General features: G+C 50.2%; 13 protein-coding genes and 1 riboswitch. Of the genes, 8 read left to right on the forward strand and 5 right to left on the reverse strand.

Annotated elements, in window-relative coordinates; translation table 11 throughout:
- Positions 1-23: 23 nt before the first annotated feature.
- Positions 24-1,805, reverse strand: a complete 1,782-nt coding sequence (locus tag B5D63_RS30375; protein ID WP_078672637.1) for a glycoside hydrolase family 15 protein — start codon at positions 1,803-1,805, stop codon at positions 24-26.
- 103 nt (positions 1,806-1,908) lie between these two features.
- Here B5D63_RS30375 and glk point away from each other — a divergent pair, with 103 nt between their 5' ends.
- The 3 genes from glk to B5D63_RS30390 all read left to right on the forward strand — a co-directional run bounded on the left by glk (position 1,909) and on the right by B5D63_RS30390 (position 4,899).
- On the forward strand, positions 1,909-2,961 hold the full coding sequence (glk, locus tag B5D63_RS30380; protein WP_078672638.1) for a glucokinase: 1,053 nt from the start codon (positions 1,909-1,911) through the stop codon (positions 2,959-2,961).
- Positions 2,962-2,970: 9 nt separating this feature from the next.
- Positions 2,971-3,044, forward strand: a riboswitch (Fluoride riboswitch).
- Between the two features lie 46 nt (positions 3,045-3,090).
- Complete coding sequence (locus B5D63_RS30385) at positions 3,091-4,380, forward strand: voltage-gated chloride channel family protein (RefSeq protein ID WP_078672639.1); 1,290 nt, start codon at positions 3,091-3,093, stop codon at positions 4,378-4,380.
- A gap of 81 nt (positions 4,381-4,461) precedes the next feature.
- Positions 4,462-4,899, forward strand: a complete 438-nt coding sequence (locus B5D63_RS30390; RefSeq protein ID WP_078672640.1) for a VOC family protein — start codon at positions 4,462-4,464, stop codon at positions 4,897-4,899.
- Between the two features lie 904 nt (positions 4,900-5,803).
- On the opposite strand, the gene B5D63_RS30395 is transcribed toward B5D63_RS30390, so the two are convergent.
- Both B5D63_RS30395 and B5D63_RS30400 read right to left on the reverse strand, forming a co-directional pair.
- Positions 5,804-6,595 (reverse strand): SDR family NAD(P)-dependent oxidoreductase, encoded by a 792-nt coding sequence (locus tag B5D63_RS30395; protein WP_078672837.1) that lies wholly within the window; start codon positions 6,593-6,595, stop codon positions 5,804-5,806.
- 58 nt (positions 6,596-6,653) lie between these two features.
- Positions 6,654-7,235: a TetR/AcrR family transcriptional regulator gene (locus B5D63_RS30400; RefSeq protein WP_078672641.1), complete on the reverse strand. Its 582-nt coding sequence runs from the start codon at positions 7,233-7,235 to the stop codon at positions 6,654-6,656.
- A gap of 135 nt (positions 7,236-7,370) precedes the next feature.
- Between B5D63_RS30400 and B5D63_RS30405 the strand changes: the two genes are divergently transcribed.
- The 5 genes from B5D63_RS30405 to B5D63_RS30425 all read left to right on the forward strand — a co-directional run bounded on the left by B5D63_RS30405 (position 7,371) and on the right by B5D63_RS30425 (position 15,404).
- Entirely contained in the window at positions 7,371-7,967 is a 597-nt protein-coding gene (locus tag B5D63_RS30405) for an RNA polymerase sigma factor (RefSeq protein ID WP_078672642.1), read from the forward strand.
- An 85-nt stretch (positions 7,968-8,052) separates the two neighbouring features.
- Complete coding sequence (locus B5D63_RS30410) at positions 8,053-9,078, forward strand: FecR family protein (RefSeq protein ID WP_078672643.1); 1,026 nt, start codon at positions 8,053-8,055, stop codon at positions 9,076-9,078.
- 116 nt (positions 9,079-9,194) lie between these two features.
- Positions 9,195-12,617 (forward strand): SusC/RagA family TonB-linked outer membrane protein, encoded by a 3,423-nt coding sequence (locus B5D63_RS30415; RefSeq protein WP_078672644.1) that lies wholly within the window; start codon positions 9,195-9,197, stop codon positions 12,615-12,617.
- Between the two features lie 19 nt (positions 12,618-12,636).
- Positions 12,637-14,217 carry a RagB/SusD family nutrient uptake outer membrane protein gene (locus B5D63_RS30420; protein ID WP_159456224.1) on the forward strand — a complete coding sequence of 527 codons (1,581 nt, stop codon included), beginning with the start codon at positions 12,637-12,639 and terminating at the stop codon, positions 14,215-14,217.
- Between the two features lie 53 nt (positions 14,218-14,270).
- A complete protein-coding gene (locus B5D63_RS30425; RefSeq protein ID WP_078672646.1) occupies positions 14,271-15,404 on the forward strand; it encodes a TlpA family protein disulfide reductase in 1,134 nt (377 codons plus the stop codon).
- Between the two features lie 122 nt (positions 15,405-15,526).
- Here the strand turns inward: B5D63_RS30425 and B5D63_RS30430 are convergent, their stop codons facing one another.
- Together B5D63_RS30430 and B5D63_RS30435 are read right to left on the reverse strand one after the other, a co-directional pair.
- Positions 15,527-17,122 (reverse strand): MFS transporter, encoded by a 1,596-nt coding sequence (locus B5D63_RS30430; protein WP_078672647.1) that lies wholly within the window; start codon positions 17,120-17,122, stop codon positions 15,527-15,529.
- A 2-nt stretch (positions 17,123-17,124) separates the two neighbouring features.
- Positions 17,125-18,198 carry an HlyD family secretion protein gene (locus B5D63_RS30435; RefSeq protein ID WP_078672648.1) on the reverse strand — a complete coding sequence of 358 codons (1,074 nt, stop codon included), beginning with the start codon at positions 18,196-18,198 and terminating at the stop codon, positions 17,125-17,127.
- Position 18,199 lies beyond the last annotated feature (1 nt).

Raw genomic sequence — 18,199 nt, forward strand, 5'->3', positions numbered from 1 at the left:
CGGATATCCGGAGGTCCGAATGTTTACAGGAATATCGGCCTGTCCAGTTTCATGGCAATGCGATAGGCAGCATTCATCAGGCCCACATGGCTGTATGCCTGCGGGAAGTTACCCCACTGGCTGCCGGTGGCCGATTCCACGTCTTCACTAAAGAGCAGCAGGTGATTGGAATACTGCAGCAATTTGCTGAATTCGCGCTGCGCATCTTCTACACGTCCAACGCAGGCGAGCGCTTCCACATACCAGAATGCACATACGAGGAAAGTGGTCCTGGGTAGCCCGAAGTCATCGGAGTGACGGTAACGGTAAAAAAGTCCCTCCGGTGTTTTCAGTTCTTTTTCCAGGCCCGCCAGGTGATCACGCGCTTTTTCGGATGCGGGGTCCAGGTAGTTCATCATGATCAGCTGCAGCGTGCTGGCATCGAGATGCTGGCTGCCGGCAGCGTTGGTATATACTTTACGGACAGGGTCGTAGCAGCTCTCGATATGGGCGGCGGCGCGGTTTTTCAATGCCACGGCCCTTTCAATCAATTCCTCATTGCCGATGGTGCGTGCCATTTTTTCCGCGGCGTTGCAGCCGGCCCACTGGAACAGGTTTGTATAACAGTGTACGTTAGCCATGTTGCGGAACTCCCAGATACCTGCGTCTTTTTCATCGATGGTACGTTCTATTTTCTTCAGCAGAAGGTTGATCCAGCGATCGGAATCTTTTCGTTCAGAGAAAATGAAGCGGTGATCAGTATATAGGGGCAGCATAGAAATCAGCACTTGTCCATAGATATCATTTTGGATATGCTCGTAAGCCTGGTTACCGATCCTCACGGGTTGGTTGCCCATATAGCCGTCGAGGTGGGGGAGAATGGTTTCCACCAGGTCCTTTTTACCGGTAATGCCATACAGGGGCTGATAACGGAAGTCGTCGGAGAACGAGATATCGGTGATATAGCTGAAGTATTTTTCCATCTCCTCGAAGTGCCCGATATGGTTCAGTGCGGTAATTACATAATAGCTGTCGCGCATCCAGCAGTAGCGGTAATCCCAGTTACGCCCACTGTCGGGAAATTCGGGGAGGCTGGTGGTACTGGCGGCAATGATGGCGCCGGTGTCTTCGTTCTGGTGAATTTTGAGCGCCAGTGCGGCCCTGATAACATAGGGCTGATGATAACCGGCGATGGAAGAGTGTTTGATCCAGGTGTGCCAGTAGGTGATGGTTTCCCGCAGGAACCGTTCAGCTGTGCTGGTCAGCGCCGCTTCCAGCGGTTGCCCGTAGGTGAGTATCAGGTACTTGGTTTCGTTCAATACAAAGTATTCTTCCTCAAAAACATAACTGACGGCGATATTGGTGGTCAGCCTGATGTTGTCTTCACAACCGGCAAATTCGATGTGGTTGCTGCCCCGGACAGGATGCAACTGGGCTGCGCCATAGTCGCAGGTGGGCGTGCATTTCACCCGTACGCGGGGAGAGCCTTCCAGCGGCTCTACTTTCCTGATCAGCATCAGCGGCTTAAAGAAACGTTCATATTGCAGGAAGCGGGGGGCGAAGTCCGTCACCCGGTAGCTGCCCTCATGTGTGCTGATTTCGGTACAGAGCACGTTGGTGTTCTCCATATAATATTGATGGGAGTCGAAATCACCGGTAGGAAGGATGGAAAAGGTACCTCCTTTTTTACGGTCGAGCAGCCCGCCAAAAATAAAGGAGCTGTCCATCCTCGGCCAGCAGAGCCAATCTACATTCGTGTCTTTGTTGATATGCGCCAGGAAGGCGCAGTTACCGATAAGTCCAGTCTGATAGGTATGTCTTTCCATTAAAAATCAATTTATTGGGTTTACATTTTTTTCGGAAAATTGTTCAACAAGAGGCAAATGCTGTTCCAATTTGACTATTTTTAGGAGATAAGTTTACGATGTTATGCATACGATCAAAAAGCAGCACTATTTGCCGAAGTTTGTAGCACCCGTATATGAAGAGGGGGGTGACCTGTATTTGCTGGCAGGCGATCTGGGAGGCACCAAAACCAACCTGGCGCTGTTCCGACTGGCCGATGGCGATCTGGACGTGGTGCGTGAGGATAAATATGCTTCCCGTGACTATGCCAGTTTCTCAGAGATTATTCAGTATTTTATCAGTCAGGGCGACCAGCAGCCGCAGCGTATATGCATTGGCGTAGCCGGGCCTGTTGTGAAGGGAAAGGTGGAACTGACCAATCTGGCGCGGGAGCTGAGTGAAGACGAGATCCGTCAGGCTACCGGGATCAACGCCGTAGCGCTGATCAATGACCTTGAGGCTACGGCTTATGGTCTGGCTACCTTATCTCCCGGGCAGCTGACTACGCTGCACCGTGGTGCGGCCGACAGCAGTGGTAATATGGCGATCATTGCGCCTGGTACAGGTTTAGGGATGGCCGGGTTATATTGGGATGGGCAGCACCATCATCCGTTTCCTACAGAAGGGGGCCATGGTGACTTTGCGCCCCGGACAGAACTGGACATCGCTCTGTTGCGTTATCTGCAGGAGAAATATGAGATTGCCAGCTGGGAGCGCGTGATTTCGGGACCGGGCATAGTAACCATCTACCAATTTCTTCGTGACGTGAAAGGCATGGAAGCGCCGGCGGCACTGGTGACTGAGATGGAGGCCGGTGATGATGCCGCGGTTATCAGTAACGCGGCGATGGAAGGAAAAGCGGCCATCTGTGTGAAAACCATGGAGCTGTTTGTCCGTTATCTGGCCCGCGAATCCTGCAACCTGGTGCTGAAGATGAAGTCCACCGGAGGCCTGTTCCTTGGCGGCGGCATTCCACCGAAGATAGCGCGGTTGCTGGAGACGGGAGAATTCTATCATCACTATCTGCAAGGCGACCGGATGGCCGAATTGCTGGCCAGCGTTCCGATACATATTGTCAATAATGATAAGTCGGCCCTCTGGGGCGCAGCATATTATGCTGGGTTATTAGCAGATTAGTTTTATTTTTGCGACACAGGAAATGGTGTCTTCCTGCTCAGAACCGTTCCGGGTCCTCCGGAACTGATGGCGCCTACAAAACAAACCTGACGATACAAGTGTATCGTTGTAAATTGCTGTTTGTAGGACATGAAACAACACACAAATAAACCGGAACAGGTGACAGTGGCGTATCAGCTGCTGCGATGGACAGTATTGGTATTACCCGTTGCCCTGATCGTGGGTAGCCTGGTAGCCCTCTTTTTATGGTTGCTCGATAAGTCGACCCAGCTTCGTTTTGAACACGAATGGTTATTATACTTATTGCCTGCAGCAGGTGTTTTGATCTATTGGTTGTACCGTCTTGGCGGCAAAAACGCAGAGAGAGGTAACAACCTGATCATGGATGAAATACACCAGCCTGGTGGCGGTGTCCCCGCGAGGATGGCGCCTTTGGTGTTGCTGACGACGGTAATCACCCATTTGTTTGGCGGTTCCGCCGGGCGGGAAGGAACAGCGGTACAGATAGGCGGCAGCATGGCTGCGTGGATTGGAAAAACGCTGGGGCTAACGGAGAGGGATATACGCATATTATTAATGACCGGTATTGCAGCTGGTTTCGGGGCTGTATTTGGTACACCCATTGCAGGGACTGTTTTCGCGCTGGAAGTGTTGGCCATTGGTGCTATGAGGTACGATGCGCTGGTACCTTGCCTGATAGCTGCCGTACTGGCCGATATTGTTTGCTCGGCCTGGGGAATATCCCATACCCATTACCATATATTATATACCGGTACACATCTGACGCCTTACATCCCTTTCGTAAAAGCAGATTTGCTCTTGTTACTGAAAGTCATTGTTTGTGGTGTAGCTTTCGGGCTTACCAGTTTTCTATTTTCATGGCTGATACATGCCATCAAATATAACGCTAACACCTATATTAAAATTCCCTGGTTGATTCCGGTGGTGGGCGGGTTGATAGTGATCGCCATGACGTTCGTCGTCGGCACCCGTGATTATTTGGGATTGGGTGTGAATAGCCAGTCACCCGACGGGATCAGCATCGTCAATGCATTCCGGGATACAGCACATATCTCTGAATGGAGCTGGCTCTGGAAGCTGGTTTTCACTGCTGTGACGCTGGGAATGGGTTTTAAAGGAGGGGAGGTGACCCCCCTGTTTTTTATGGGCGCCGCGCTGGGTCATACGCTGGCGCTGTTGCTGGGCGCTCCGGTAGATCTTTTCGCCGGACTCGGATTCATCGCCGTTTTTGCCGGAGCCACCAATACCCCGCTGGCCTGTACATTGATGGGCGTAGAACTTTTTGGCGCCGATCATGTGTTGTATTTTGCCGTTGCGTGTTTCACTGCGTATTATTTCAGCGGTCATTCCGGTATATACGCCTCCCAGAAGCTGATGGTGTCAAAATTTGAGCATTAGATCAGCCATGGTAGCTGGTTGTAGCACTAACAATTTTGTTAGCCCGATATCTACGTACTTGTCTTGCAGTAAGTTTGATGCATGAAGAAGACGAATATCACAGGGATTCATCATCTGGCGATACAGGCCAATGATTTTGCCGCCACCTGCAGATTTTACGAGGCGCTGGGCCTGGAACCTTTCCATTCCTGGGCGCTTCCGGAGTATAATATCACGCACGCTGCGCTGCTGCGGATTCCGGGTACACAGTCCTTTATTGAGATCTTCGACAAGGACGCGAATGTGGCCACGCAGGGCCGCCGTAAAACGCCAGGAGAAAGTGTTGTGGCGGGCGCATTGCTGCACCTGGCGCTGACAGTCGATGATGTGGACGCCGCCTGTGCGCACGCATTATCGCTCGGCGCTACGATCTGCGTCGAACCTTGCGTATTATCGCTTGGATTGCCGCCTTTGAATGTTCGCAACGCACTGGTGTACGGGCTGGATGGAGAAGTGATCGAATTCATTGCTTTTATTTAATTTTTTTTGCCGCCGGGGTATGGGTCAGCCTGGCGGCTTTTTAGTTTGTTCCCGTTCAACCAGATTTAAAGAACAGCAGCAGCCCCAAAAGCGCAGCATCGATCAAAACTGAGTGCGCTGAGAATCGGTCATCTGTACATCGGGCCAGCAGAGATCCGTATAGACGAGCCACAGCGGCTTCATTTCATGAAAATCTCACCTCATTTCGGTATAAATTTTCTCGCTTTGAGAGGATAAATATCACGGTTGCCAATTATTCCTATAATAAACATTATGTTAAATAGAATAACCCATTAAAAAGAGAACGTTATTAATAAGTTCTCCTTTACATGTATTTTTACTTTAACCCGTGATGATAATCAGCGAGTTAAGACAATAAACGGCCTATTTTAACCACTGCCCCGCTTGCGTAGTAACAGCTGTCAAAGAACTAGTTCTTTCAAACTAGCAAAAAAACCAATACCAACAAAAATTACAGTTAAACGGGTGTACTTGGGCGGCCCCTATTGCCCCTATTTTGCCTTATTATCGACAAGCAAGATTCTAACGCTTACATCCAAAACGTCAGCAATTATGAAGAGAGTTTTAACATCTGGTTGGGCGTCATTTCGGCACCATGTACCGACTTAATACGATTAAGCAATACTTTTTCCATTAATTACTCCTTTGCCTTGTAACCGGTCGGCAAAGCAGATCAAGAAGGCATATCCAGGGTTTCACTGTCGACTGTCTATTTTGCGCCTATGTCGACTCTGTATACCTCTGCAGGATCAACCAGGCCGCGAAATACGCGATTCTCAGGGCCTTCATTTCGCTTACCCAACGGAATATTTTCAGTATGGCGTGTTCCAATAGCGCTGTTACTCCACCAGTCCCAAACGCTATTGCCCACATTAATTTAAAATTACAGCGTTCTTAATACACCACCATCGGCCCGTATAGAAGCACCGTTAATAGCAGATGACAGCGGGCTGGCCAGGTAGGCCGCCAGACTGGCTATTTCTGCGGGGTCGATAAAACGTTCCAGCAATGAGTGAGGATTGGCACTTTGCATGATCTGCTGCCTGATGGCTTCAGCAGATTGCTGGTGGCTGGCAGCGATTTGTTCTACTACTGTCGCCACACCATCGGAATAAGCGGGGCCTCCGAGAATAGTATTAACCGTTACCCGTGTGCCTTTCGTCAATTTTGACAACCCGTTGCCAAGCGCCAGCATGGCCGCCTTGGTGGTACCGTAGTGAATCATGTTGCCTGGAACGTTGAGTCCTGATTCACTGCTGATAAAGATGATCCTGCCCCAATTGCGGGACAGCATTCCTTGCAATACCTGCCTGGAAAGCCTCACAGCGCTCATGACGTTGACATTAAAGAAATTGTGCCAGGAGTCATCTCCGATATCCATGAAATCTTTCACTTCAAATATACCCGCATTGTTGACGAGTATATCTACCGGCGGCAGTTGCTGCAGCAATGCTTCCGTCTCTTCCCGAACCGCCAGGTCTGCCGCTATTCCCATGACCACCGCTCCTGGAAACGAATCTGAGAGCCGCTTTACGGTCTTATCTACCTTCGCCTGCGTTCTTCCGTGAATGATGATGGCTGCTCCTTCCTGTGCCAGATACTGTGCTATCGCAAACCCTATTCCCTGTGTGGACCCGCTGATGAAAGCACGCTTCGATGCTAGTTGTAAATCCATATTTTCAGTCTGAATTATATTTTTGTAATAATCATTACAAAAATTAGTAAAAAAATTTTTATTGTAGTATGCTGAGCTGCATTTCAATCAGCTCTTTCAGTTTTTCCTTATCAGGATACATTCTTCGGGTCACGTTAAGGCCATTCCAACAAGTGACCAGGTATCTGCCTAAAACAGCGGCATCCGCGGGATTAGCGATGGCGCCTGACTTCTGAGCCTCCCGGATCGTTTCCGCAAACATCCGCTCCACATCTTTCAGGATACTCACCGCTTCCGTCTCCAGCTCCTGGTCCACAAAAGCCAGTGCGGTCACTGTATTGGCGATGATACATCCTTTCAGGTGCGTGTGTTCATCAGCGTCAGCGAGGCTTCTGAAGAAGTCTTTAATAAGGTCCACCGGCGAGGCATGCTGTTTCAGTTCTCTTTTGAAAGCCTGAAAGGCTTCCCGCCGTTGCCGCAATGCTTTGGAAAAAAGTTCCTTCTTGCCCCCAGGAAAAGTATTATATAAACTGCCGCTTCCCATTTGCGTGGCCGTCTGAAGGTCCTGCAAGGAGGTAGCGCTATATCCTTTCTCCCAGAATACCTCCTGGGCTTTTAGAACAACCGCGTCGCTATCATATGTTACTGGTCTTCCTCTCATTTTTGTAATGATCGATACAAAAATAAAAAAAACTACCGCTCTGACAAAAATATTTCTGCTTCTTCCCTGTTATCTGCCGCCTACCCATTGGCCTACAAGATAATAACCGGAAAATTTCTATCTTTAGCCTCGCTGATGGACACTCATGAACAACGGAATATCAACGTCATATTTAATGCTCCGGATTCCCCAGAGGCGGCAGCAGCCTATAAAATGCATTACAGGCAGTTGTACAACTATGGCAGGAAACTGACGGACAACAACAGTCTGATCGAAGATGCCATTCATGATGTATTTGTGTCCATGTGGCAGGTCCATAGCCGCAACCCAGCCATGGATGCCAGTAAGAGCTATGTATACAGCAGCTTCCGCCGCAAACTGTTCCGCTATCACGAAGACGCCATCAGGCGGATGGAGCGCGAAGAGCGGGCCAGCCGGTCCGCCGCCCCCGAATTCGGCGCCGATCATATCCTGATCCTCCGGGAACAGGACCAGCAGCTGAAAGCTGCTATATTACAGGCGTTACAACAGCTCACTCCCCGGCAGCGGGAAGCCGTCTATCTCCGCTTCTATGAAAACATGCAGTATGATGAGATTGCCACGGTGATGGATATCTCCGTTAAAGCCACTTACAAACTCATGGCCCGGGCACTGGATGAACTCAAACAACTGGTGAACATCCCCTTCTACCTGCTGCTACCTATGCTTCGGTTATTGTTTATCGGGCAGTAACAAAAAAAATAAAAAAAACTTTCGTTTTCATGGGGTAATATCTCCCTATGCCGACTTATATATATCAGTAAACAGCTAAAACAGGATGCAGCGCGATAAACCGGACAATGAAAAATACAGTGTAACAGCCTTGCTGGGTGATCCTTCTTTCGTGAGATGGGCATTACAGCAAGATCCGACGGTGACTGCCCGATGGGAAAGCTGGACCGCGGCCAACCCGGAAAATGCCGCTACTGCAACAACGGCAAAGCAACTGCTTTTACAGATACGGTTTGTGGAACACGTACCCACTGAAGAAATGGTAACGCAGTCATATCAAAGGTTTACCGGCAACATCGCGCAACTCCGGCAATCACCCGTTCAACGCCGACGGCTATACGCTGTATTTACCTGGCGCCGTGCCGCCATCTGGACCGGATTGCTGGCAGTAGCAGGTACTACCGCCTTTTATATCTGGCGGCAGCAAACAACGTTAAAAGTGTCTACCGCCTTCGGGGAAATCAGGCAGGTAGTGCTTCCCGACAGCTCCCTGGTAACGCTGCGTGCCAACTCCACCCTGCAATACCGCCGCTCCCTGAACGGACAGCTGCGGGAATTGTGGCTGCATGGGGAGGCCTGGTTCCGTGTAAATCCGGATAAAAAAGCAGCCGGATTTGTCGTACACACCGCGGATGCTGATGTAACCGTACTGGGTACTACCTTTGACCTGAAGCAACGAAAACACCATACCGCTATTTTCCTGCAATCAGGGAAAGTGCGTGTCGATTTTCATGATCCACAGCGCACCAGCAGGGTCCTCTCCCCTGGCGATCTGGTGGAATATGACGCACAAGCCCGGCAAGTGGCCGCTTCAAAAGCCGACAGCAGCTATACCAGCTGGACACAGGGTAAGCTCACATTAACAGACGCTCCCCTGTCCGACATCATCGATATTCTGGAAAATAACTACGGAGAAAAAATCGTGGTGAACGATGAAAAGATAAAAGAAAGGAAAATAGAAGGCATTATATACCTGGAGAACAAAGCAGACATTCTCTTTATTATCTCCAATGTACTTGACATACAAATCAGCCGCAAGAACGACACTATGTATTTCAGTAACCGAAAATAAAAATTACAAACAATCATCAAACACCAACCATCCAGTCCGGAGCACCCACCATTCCCCGACTGTATGCTAAACAAGGACTAGCGCGACGCTAACCAAAATCATAAAACCAACTAACGATGAGGAAAGTCTTATTCTTCCCTATGGGAATGGTATTGCTTTGCCTGAACGCCACCACCCTACCGCAAAGGGCCATGGCGCAGCAAACCGTACCAGCCGGCAAACAACGACAGGAAAAAATGACCGTAGATGCGGCATTAAAAAAACTGGAAAAGAAATACGGTGTCACTTTTGTCTATGACAAAACATTGGCCAACGAAAAGTACACTTCCTTTAACCCCGATCTAGCCGGCAGTCAGAGCGTAGAAGATCAGCTGAAAGCTATCCTCTATCCCAATGGCCTGTTGTTCCTTTATATTAAAAAGGACTACTACGCCATTACCGTCAACAAAGACAAAAGCAATCATGTGCTGACTGCTGATAATGAGACTAAAAAGGACGAGTCTTCATCCCTCCCTGCGGCCACCTTGTCCGCAGCAAGAGGACGTGTCACCGACGATAAAGGCGCTCCCCTCGAACGTATCAGCGTTCAGGTGGCTGGCACTACCACCGGCGCCTATACGGATGCTGATGGCGTCTTCAAAATACCGAATGCCGCCAATAAAAAGCTGATGATCAGTGGCGTGGGTTATACCCCACAAGAGGTAACAGCCTCCGGTGTTGCACCCGTAAACGTGAAGCTGATTGCATCTTCCAAAGAACTGACAGAAGTGGTGGTGGTAGGTTATGGTGAACAAAAGAGAGCCAAAATAGTTGGTGCAGTGGCTACGGTCAACAGCAAAGAAATTACGGAAGCGCCCGTAGCAAGGGTCACCGACGCCCTGTCCGGCCGCGTACCAGGTCTCTTTGTTTCCAAAGCCAACGGCGCTCCCGGCAAAGGATCTACTTTTTATGTACGTGGTATCAGCACCACCAACAACTCCGAACCGTTGGTGGTAATAGATGGTATTCCCAACCGCAGCCTGGACGACCTGGCCCCAACAGACGTGGAAACCATCTCCGTACTGAAAGACGCTTCTGCTATCGCCGTATACGGCGCCAGGGCAGCCAACGGGGTGATCCTCGTGACGACCAAAGCCGGCCAATCCGGTAAACCGTCCATTAGCTTCAGCGGCAACCTGACAGTTCAGCAACAGACCAGGGCACTTAAACCACTGGGTTCTTATGAGTATGCAGGTATGTACAATGTGGCGCTTAAAAATGAGAACAGCTTCAATCCCGCCGTGGGAAAAGGTTACACCGATGAGGTACTGGAAAAGTTCAGAACCGGCAGCGACCCTGACCGCCACCCTAACACGGACTGGTACAATGATATCCTTGCTCCCACTTCCGTACAGCAGCGGTACGACCTGTCTGTGAGCGGTGGCAATGAAAAGACGCGCTACTTTGTTTCCGCAGGCTACAACAACGAAGGTGGCTTCTACCCGATGGTGACCTACAAACGGTATAACGTGCGCAGCAGCCTCCAGTCAGAGATCGCCAAAGGCCTGCTGTTTGACGTTAAAATGGCTGGCATTATGTCTGACAGCAGGGACGCCCGTGCCACCAGCGGCACTATCATGAAAATAGCTATTTCCAGCCCACCGTATTATACCAACAAATACAGTAACGGCCTTTATGGTTTTGTTCCCGCCGCCAGGGGCAATATTTATCAGCAGTCCCGCGGAGAAGACGGCTACAGACAAAACAGCGGTAACACCTTTAACGGGACCATGTCGTTACAATATAAGCTGCCATTTGCAGAAGGTCTTTCCGTGAAGGGAACCTTTGCTTACGACAGGAACATAATCAACTTCCGGAGCTTCGCCAAGCCATATGCATTATATACTATGGACAATGCCGGCAACATGAAGAAGGCCAACAACGCGCCAACTGCACCTGAACTGACAGAGAACAACCGGCAGAACTATTACGCTACCAGCGAATTCTCCGTGAACTACGACCGTTCTTTCAAAGATCATCACGTAGGTGGAATGGTGCTCTATACGCAAACGATTTTCAACGAGCGGTACTTTGGCGCTACGGGCAGAAACTTCGTGTCATCAGCACTGGAAATCCTGAACGCTGCAGATCCCACCAATACAGCCGTGGAAGGCACCGCCAGCCGTCAGTACAGGCAAGGGGTGGTAGGCCGTTTCACTTACGACTACCAACAGAAATACCTGCTGGAGATGAATTTCCGGTATGATGGCTCTGACATCTTCCCCCGGGATGGCCGTTTTGGCTTCTTCCCTTCCATCGGCGCCGGCTGGGTGATCTCCAAAGAAAACTTCTTCCCGCAGCGTGGACTGGTCGATTATCTTAAACTGCGCGGTTCCTGGGGCCAACTGGGCAATGACCGTGTAGATCCTTACCAGTTCCTCGCCAGCTACAGTCTTGTAGGTACAGATATTTATGGTGTAAGCCATGGTTATTCCTTCGGAGGCATCAACCCGGTGTATTACCAGGGCCTTCGGCTGAATGTACTGCCTAACCCTAACTTCACCTGGGAAAAAGCGGTGATGAGCAACATTGGCTTCGATATGCAGCTGTGGGATAACCGGATCAGCATTACCGCAGATTACTTCTACAAACGCACCAAAGATATCCTCGCCCCGCGTGCGCAGGCCGTTCCGGATGTTATCGGTATCACCCTGCCGGTGGAAAACGCAGGTATCGTGGACAACCGTGGCTTCGAAATCAGCGCAGGTTACAATGGTAACGCAGGTAAATTTACCTACTACGTAAAACCCAACATCACCTTTGCGCGCAACAAAATGGTTTATTATCCGGAGGCCAGTAGCATCCCGGAGTGGCAACGGCTGACCGGCAAACCGGTAGCGATCAAGCTCAATGGCATCAGCCCTAAACCGAAGTTCGTGTCAGATGGCCTGTACCAGTCACAGGATGAAGTAGAGAAAGGCCCTAAGCCATTGTACCCTACCGTATCTGCCGGTGATATCCGCTATGTGGACATTGACGGCGACGGTAAAATCACCAACAACGACAAGATCATCACCGACAACGGCGGTTATCCCGAAATACAGTATGGTATCGCCATGGGGGGCCGCTACAAAGGTTTTGAACTCAACCTGCTGTGGCAGGGAAATGGTAATGTAATGGCCTATGTATATGGCACTTATTCATTCCCGTTCTATGCTGACGGTCATGCCCAGGAGATACATAAAGATTACTGGACACCGGATAACCCCAATGCAGCATTCCCGCGCCTGTCTGTCGCTTATGTCAACAATACACAGGAATCCGACTTCTGGTTACGCAATGCGGCTTTCATCCGTCTGAAAAATGCCGAGCTGGCGTATAACGTGCCCGCCCAGTGGCTGCGCCTCGCAGGTATCAAAGGAGTAAGAGTTTATCTTAATGGTAACAACCTGCTCACTTTCAGCCGCTTAAAACAAATAGACCCGGAAGCAGCAGCCAACGGTACCGTAGCTTATCCGATCATCCGCAGCTACAATGCCGGCATCAACATTCAACTGTAACCAACCAATAACAGTCATCATGAAAAAATATATATTTCTCCTTTTGCTCGCGGCCTACTGTCTGACAGCCTGCCAGAAGGATTTCCTGAACAAAGGACCGCTGGACAAGTTCACCGATGAAGTGATCTGGAAAGACAGTAACCTCGTAAACCTTTACGTGGCAAACATCTATTCTGGTATTATCACCGAATATGACAGAGCCGGCGATGCCCTGACGATGAGCTACACCGACGAAGGCGAAGCCAACCGCCCCTATCTGAATTCACAGCTGGTCAACTTCGGGCAATACAACTCCGCTACCGGCGTGTTCTCCGAGGTATGGACCGATAATTATACCAGCATCCGCAAATGCAACACGCTCCTGGAACAGCTACAGTCAGCCCCGTTCAGCCCTTCTCTGCAGCAACGGATGCGCGGAGAAGCATATTTCCTCCGTGCGTTGTTTTATATGGACATCTACGCGCACTTTGGCGCATTTCCTATCATTGAAAAAGCATTAGGACTGAATGATGAACTGGCCGTTCCGCGTGCTACCGCCAAGGAATGCGTGAACTTCATCCTGAAAGACCTCGAAACAGCCGCCACTCTCCTTCCCGCCAAATATTCCGATCCGGCACAGACAGGTCGCGCCACACAAGGCGCCTGTTATGCCCTGAAATGCCGGCTGCTGCTCAATGAACTGGACTATCCGCGTGCCGCCGCCGCCGCCGAACAGGTGATGGACCTGAACCAGTACAAACTGTTCCCGGATTTTAAATCCATGTTCCAACCAGGCAATGACAACAATGTGGAGGTTATTTTTGACAAACAGTTTGGCAGCCTGCAAAGCAAACAAAAACATGACCTGAACGATTATGAGTATCCGCGCAACTTCACCGGTTTCGCCAGCGGCGTTAATGATCCGACCCAGAACATCGTAGATGCATTCCTGATGAAAGACGGTAAACCCTGGAACGAGTCTCCGTACTACAATCCCGAACATCCTTACGACAACCGCGACCCGCGTCTGTACAGCAGCGTGTTGTATGACGGTATGCTGTTCCGCGGGGAGATACTGGACCTGCAGAAAGGCAGCGCTGCCAACCCTGCCGAACGCGGCACACCGACAGGCTACTATCTCAAAAAATTCCTGGACACCACTTATGACCTGAAGAACATCTCCAATCCTAACCTTAACAACGCGGTCATCATACGGCTGGGTGAAATTTACCTCAACTATGCAGAGTGCCAACTGAAAATGGGCAATACAGAAGAGGCCCGTACTTACGTGAACCTGATCAGGGTACGCGCTGGTATGCCAACGATCGCTGCGGGGGAAATGACCTGGGATAAATACGAGCGGGAAAGGACGGTGGAACTGGCCTTTGAAGGACAACGCCGGGCAGATGTACGCCGCTGGAACAAAGGCCCGCAGATCATCGGTCAGCCGGTATATGGCATGGTCATCACCGTTGTTAACGGTAAACGTACCTACACCCGCACAAAAATCGAAGACAGGGTGTTTGTGGCGCCGAAGATGTACCTGTTCCCCATCCCGATAGATGTGCTTAATAAGTACCCGGCTGGAAAGGAGTTGAAACAAAATCCGGAATGGGATTAACGCAACCGTCCGGGATAAATTAACTTACAATGCCAACCATTTAATCTGTCAATATGAAAAAAATAACAACAAGCGCCCGTATCCTGCTGCTGTTCACCGCCTTAAGCACAGGGGCCTATGCACAGCAAAAGACTGTTGTCATAAAAGGTACCGTAGTCGGTGACACCCGTGGCTACAACCGTATGGATATGTACTCCCGTAACCCGGACCGCTACGACTCCATGAATGTGGTCAACAATACGTTCTCAGGTGAAGTGCCCTTTGAGGCGCCCTACCGCCTGCTGTTTGCCTCACTCCATGACTCAAAGGTAAGAGGCGGTTATGCGCCGCAGGCGATACTGATCGACAAGCCCGGTACTTATCATGTAGTCGCTACGATAGACAGCAATGGCACCCATTACTCCTCTGTGGACGGCGCTGCTCAACAGGTATATGCCGCCTTCTCCGCTGAGCAGGACAAGGCGTGGGAAACAATAGAAAAGGCTATGAAGCAGAAATATGGTGAGGATGTGATGAAAAGTCTTTACGGCAAAAATCCCAATGCTGCCGCAGCTACCGACATGGAAACCATGGAGAAAGCAGCCACCGCTAAACTGGTACAACGTCATGTAAGCAAGCACCCGGGGTCTTATGCATCAGCTGTGATCTTACAACGCAACAGCGGCTCTCTGGACAGCAAAACACTGACCACCCTGTACGAACGCCTTACGCCAGGCATCAAAGCACTGCGGGAAGGAGAAGCCATTAAAACAGAAATAGCCGCCCGTAAACTCAGCGCCAATGGCGCCACACCGGCCGACTTTACGCTGATGAACGAAGTAGAAAAAGCAGTGAAACTCTCCGACTACCGGGGGAAATACCTGCTGATCGATTTCTGGGCCAGCTGGTGCGGTCCCTGCCGCGCTTCTTTCCCACACATGCGTGAACTGTATGCACAGTACAAAGACAAAAATTTTGAGATCCTCAGCATCTCCACCGACCGTGACAAGGCCGCATGGCTCAAAGCGGTGAAAGATGAAAACAACCCATGGCCGCAAGCTCATGACGCTAAAAGCGAGGTCTCCAAAAATACGTTCAATGTACAGGTGCTGCCAACCCTGTTCATCCTCGATCCGAAAGGAAAAATCATCGCCCAGAAACTCGAAGGCGGCGATCTCGATAAAAAACTGAAAGAACTGATGCCGTAAGAGCATCCACATAAAATCATCAAAAAAAGAAAAGACGCAGTTCATGCGTCTTTTCTTTTGTAAGCCATATCGTTATCACAATCAGTTGATTACACTTTTTCATCTCACACAGTACTGTAACCCTAGAATGTAGCCGCAGCGGGCTGTTTGGATTTAACGTCAATAATTGTTCGATTAATAAACGGCGCCATAATGATAAGCAGCATTACCCCCAGGATCAGCATAACGACCAGTTCATTATAGTCCATCGCATATTTCAGAAAGGCTTGTTTCTTCACGGCCTTGTCCAGTAACCCCGTAGCCGCATGGCCCGCCATGTCTGGCTCCATTCCCCGGGCGTGCAGGGCCGACTGGTATAACTTCAACCGGTCTTCCAGGCCATTGTCCGCCCTTGAAATGTGGTCTGTCAGCCGCAGCGTATGTGTCCCTGCATAAAACAGGGAAAAGTAATTTATCAGCGCCGTACTGATACCGAAAAAAGCGAAGCGGACAAATACACCCACCGCTGCCGCCGACTGGCTCAGGGCTTCCGGTACGGAAGAAATGGTAAACAACAGTATTGGCGTAAACACCATACCGGCCCCCATACCTTGTAACAGCAGGGGTATAATAAAGGTATTCATATCTGCTTCGGAGGCAAACAAAAAGTACATCCCGCCATGAAATAATAACAACAGGGAAAAACCTGCCAGCCAGATAAACTGTAACGGACGTTTTTTAATGATCAGCCGCCCCGAGATAACCGCTCCTATAATGATGCCGATGATATTATAGATCAGCAGCTCATACAGGTTGATGGGGTCCATCCCCAGCACCGCAGAGAAATAGGTAGTGGTAATAGAGAAAGCCCCTCTTATTAAATATAACATCCCAATCAGGAAAATACCGAACACGAAAGCCCTCGACTGAAATACCTCCTGGTGTATAAAAGGCCGCTTGCGGACCAACTGTCGCGTCACAAACACAATGGCCAGGAATATGATGCAGATGAGGCTCCATACGATGGTATCATCCTGCAACCAATAATATTGCTGTCCATAAGTGACCACATAGGCGATCAGTATCAGCATGGGACTGTACAGGAAAAAGCTGGCCCAGTCCAGCTGGTACAACGGTGTTTTTCGCACCAGGTGCACTTTTTTCATCATCAGCAGCAACAGTATCCCACCGGGCACAAAAGTGTAGATGATCATCTTGTACAATACGTTGTACTCGTAGTTATCTACCAGCGGGGCTGTCACCAGGGAGGTGAGCGAGGCTGAACACAGGATCATGGAGTAAAAGATGGTGTATCCTGTTTCCCTTGCATGTTCTGATTTTAACCTCCCGAAGAGCAATGTCAGGCAGATACTTGTAACGCCGCAGTTGACCATCCCCTGCAGGAACCGGCAGGCGAAGAGCACAGGCAGTGTGCGGGTATGATAGCAGGCATAGCTGATGAGCACCTGCAGCACGAGGCATATCAGGAAGTACTCTTTGGTGGAAACACGGCTGAAGAACCGGCGTTCCAGGGGGGTGAAGCTGGCCAGCGCAGCATAATACAATAGCATGGAGAACTGCATGTCTGCCGGTTCTACGCCATAAAACCCTGTTGCCGCGTTGATGTTGGCCGTTGACAGCGCAAACAGCATGACGGTAGGAAACAGGACGAGGAAGATCGTCAGCCTGACCAGCCATTCCGGCGCCCATGACCTCAATATACGATTGCCTTTACGCATGATTACCGGCGGGTTTTAGATACAGATATGTTGACGCTCATGCCGGCCGAAAGGGCTTTCAGTTCTTCCGGGTTGCCGTTTAGCCGTATCCGTACGGGAATACGTTGAGCTATTTTCACAAAGTTGCCGGTCGCATTATCCGGCGGCAGCAATGAAAACCGGCTGCCGGTGGCGCCGGACAGGGATTCTATTTTTCCGGTGAACGTCTTTCCCGGGAAAGCATCTACCACGATGCTGGCTGTTTCCCCGATAAACATGTGGCGGATCTGCGTCTCTTTAAAGTTAGCGACCACCCATTTCCCGGCTTCCCAGTCTACGATATAGGCCAGCGTTTGCCCGGCCTGTATCAGTTGACCTGGTTGGATGGTGCGACGTCCCATTTTGCCGTCATACGGTGCTGTGATCACCGTATAGGACACCGTGAGGTCCCTGTTTTTCACGACCGCCTCCCTTCTTTTGATTTCGGCTTCCAGGGCGTTCTGTTGTACGCGGGCGTCGTTGATTTTGGCGAGGGCCGCATTGTAGGCGTCTATGGCAGTATTGTATTCAGAGCGGGCTACTGCCAGCGCTGCTTCTACTTTTTCCATTTGTTGTCTGGTAGCTGATTCGGCGTCATAGAGCTTTTTATAGCGATCGTATTCCTGTTCCTGGTTGCGCAGCTTTGCTTTGGCCGCGGCAATCTGGGACCGGTATACTTTAGCCGATTCGGAAGAGGTGGTCACCCCGCTCTGGACAACGCTCACCTGTGCTTTGGCATTAAGCAACGCCGCATCGGCTTCCTGCTGCTGGGCGGCATATTCGCTGTTGTCTATCACTACCAGGGTGTCGCCTTTCTTCACTTCCTGGTTTTCTTCAAAGCGGATGGATTCCACATAACCGGTGACCTTCGCCACCACGGGATTTATATATTCATCGACCTGGGCGTCGTTGGTTTCTTCATATTTCCATTGGTGCAACAGCGTTCTTATGCCCCATATGGCAAGACATATCACCACAATGGAGGCAACCACGGTGGTGATCCTCGATATCATCCTGTCTGTTTTGTTCGTATTCGTGTTCGTGTGTGTGTTGCTCATA

The sequence above is a fragment of the Chitinophaga eiseniae genome, assembly GCF_900167135.1.
GTDB classification, from domain to species: domain Bacteria; phylum Bacteroidota; class Bacteroidia; order Chitinophagales; family Chitinophagaceae; genus Chitinophaga; species Chitinophaga eiseniae.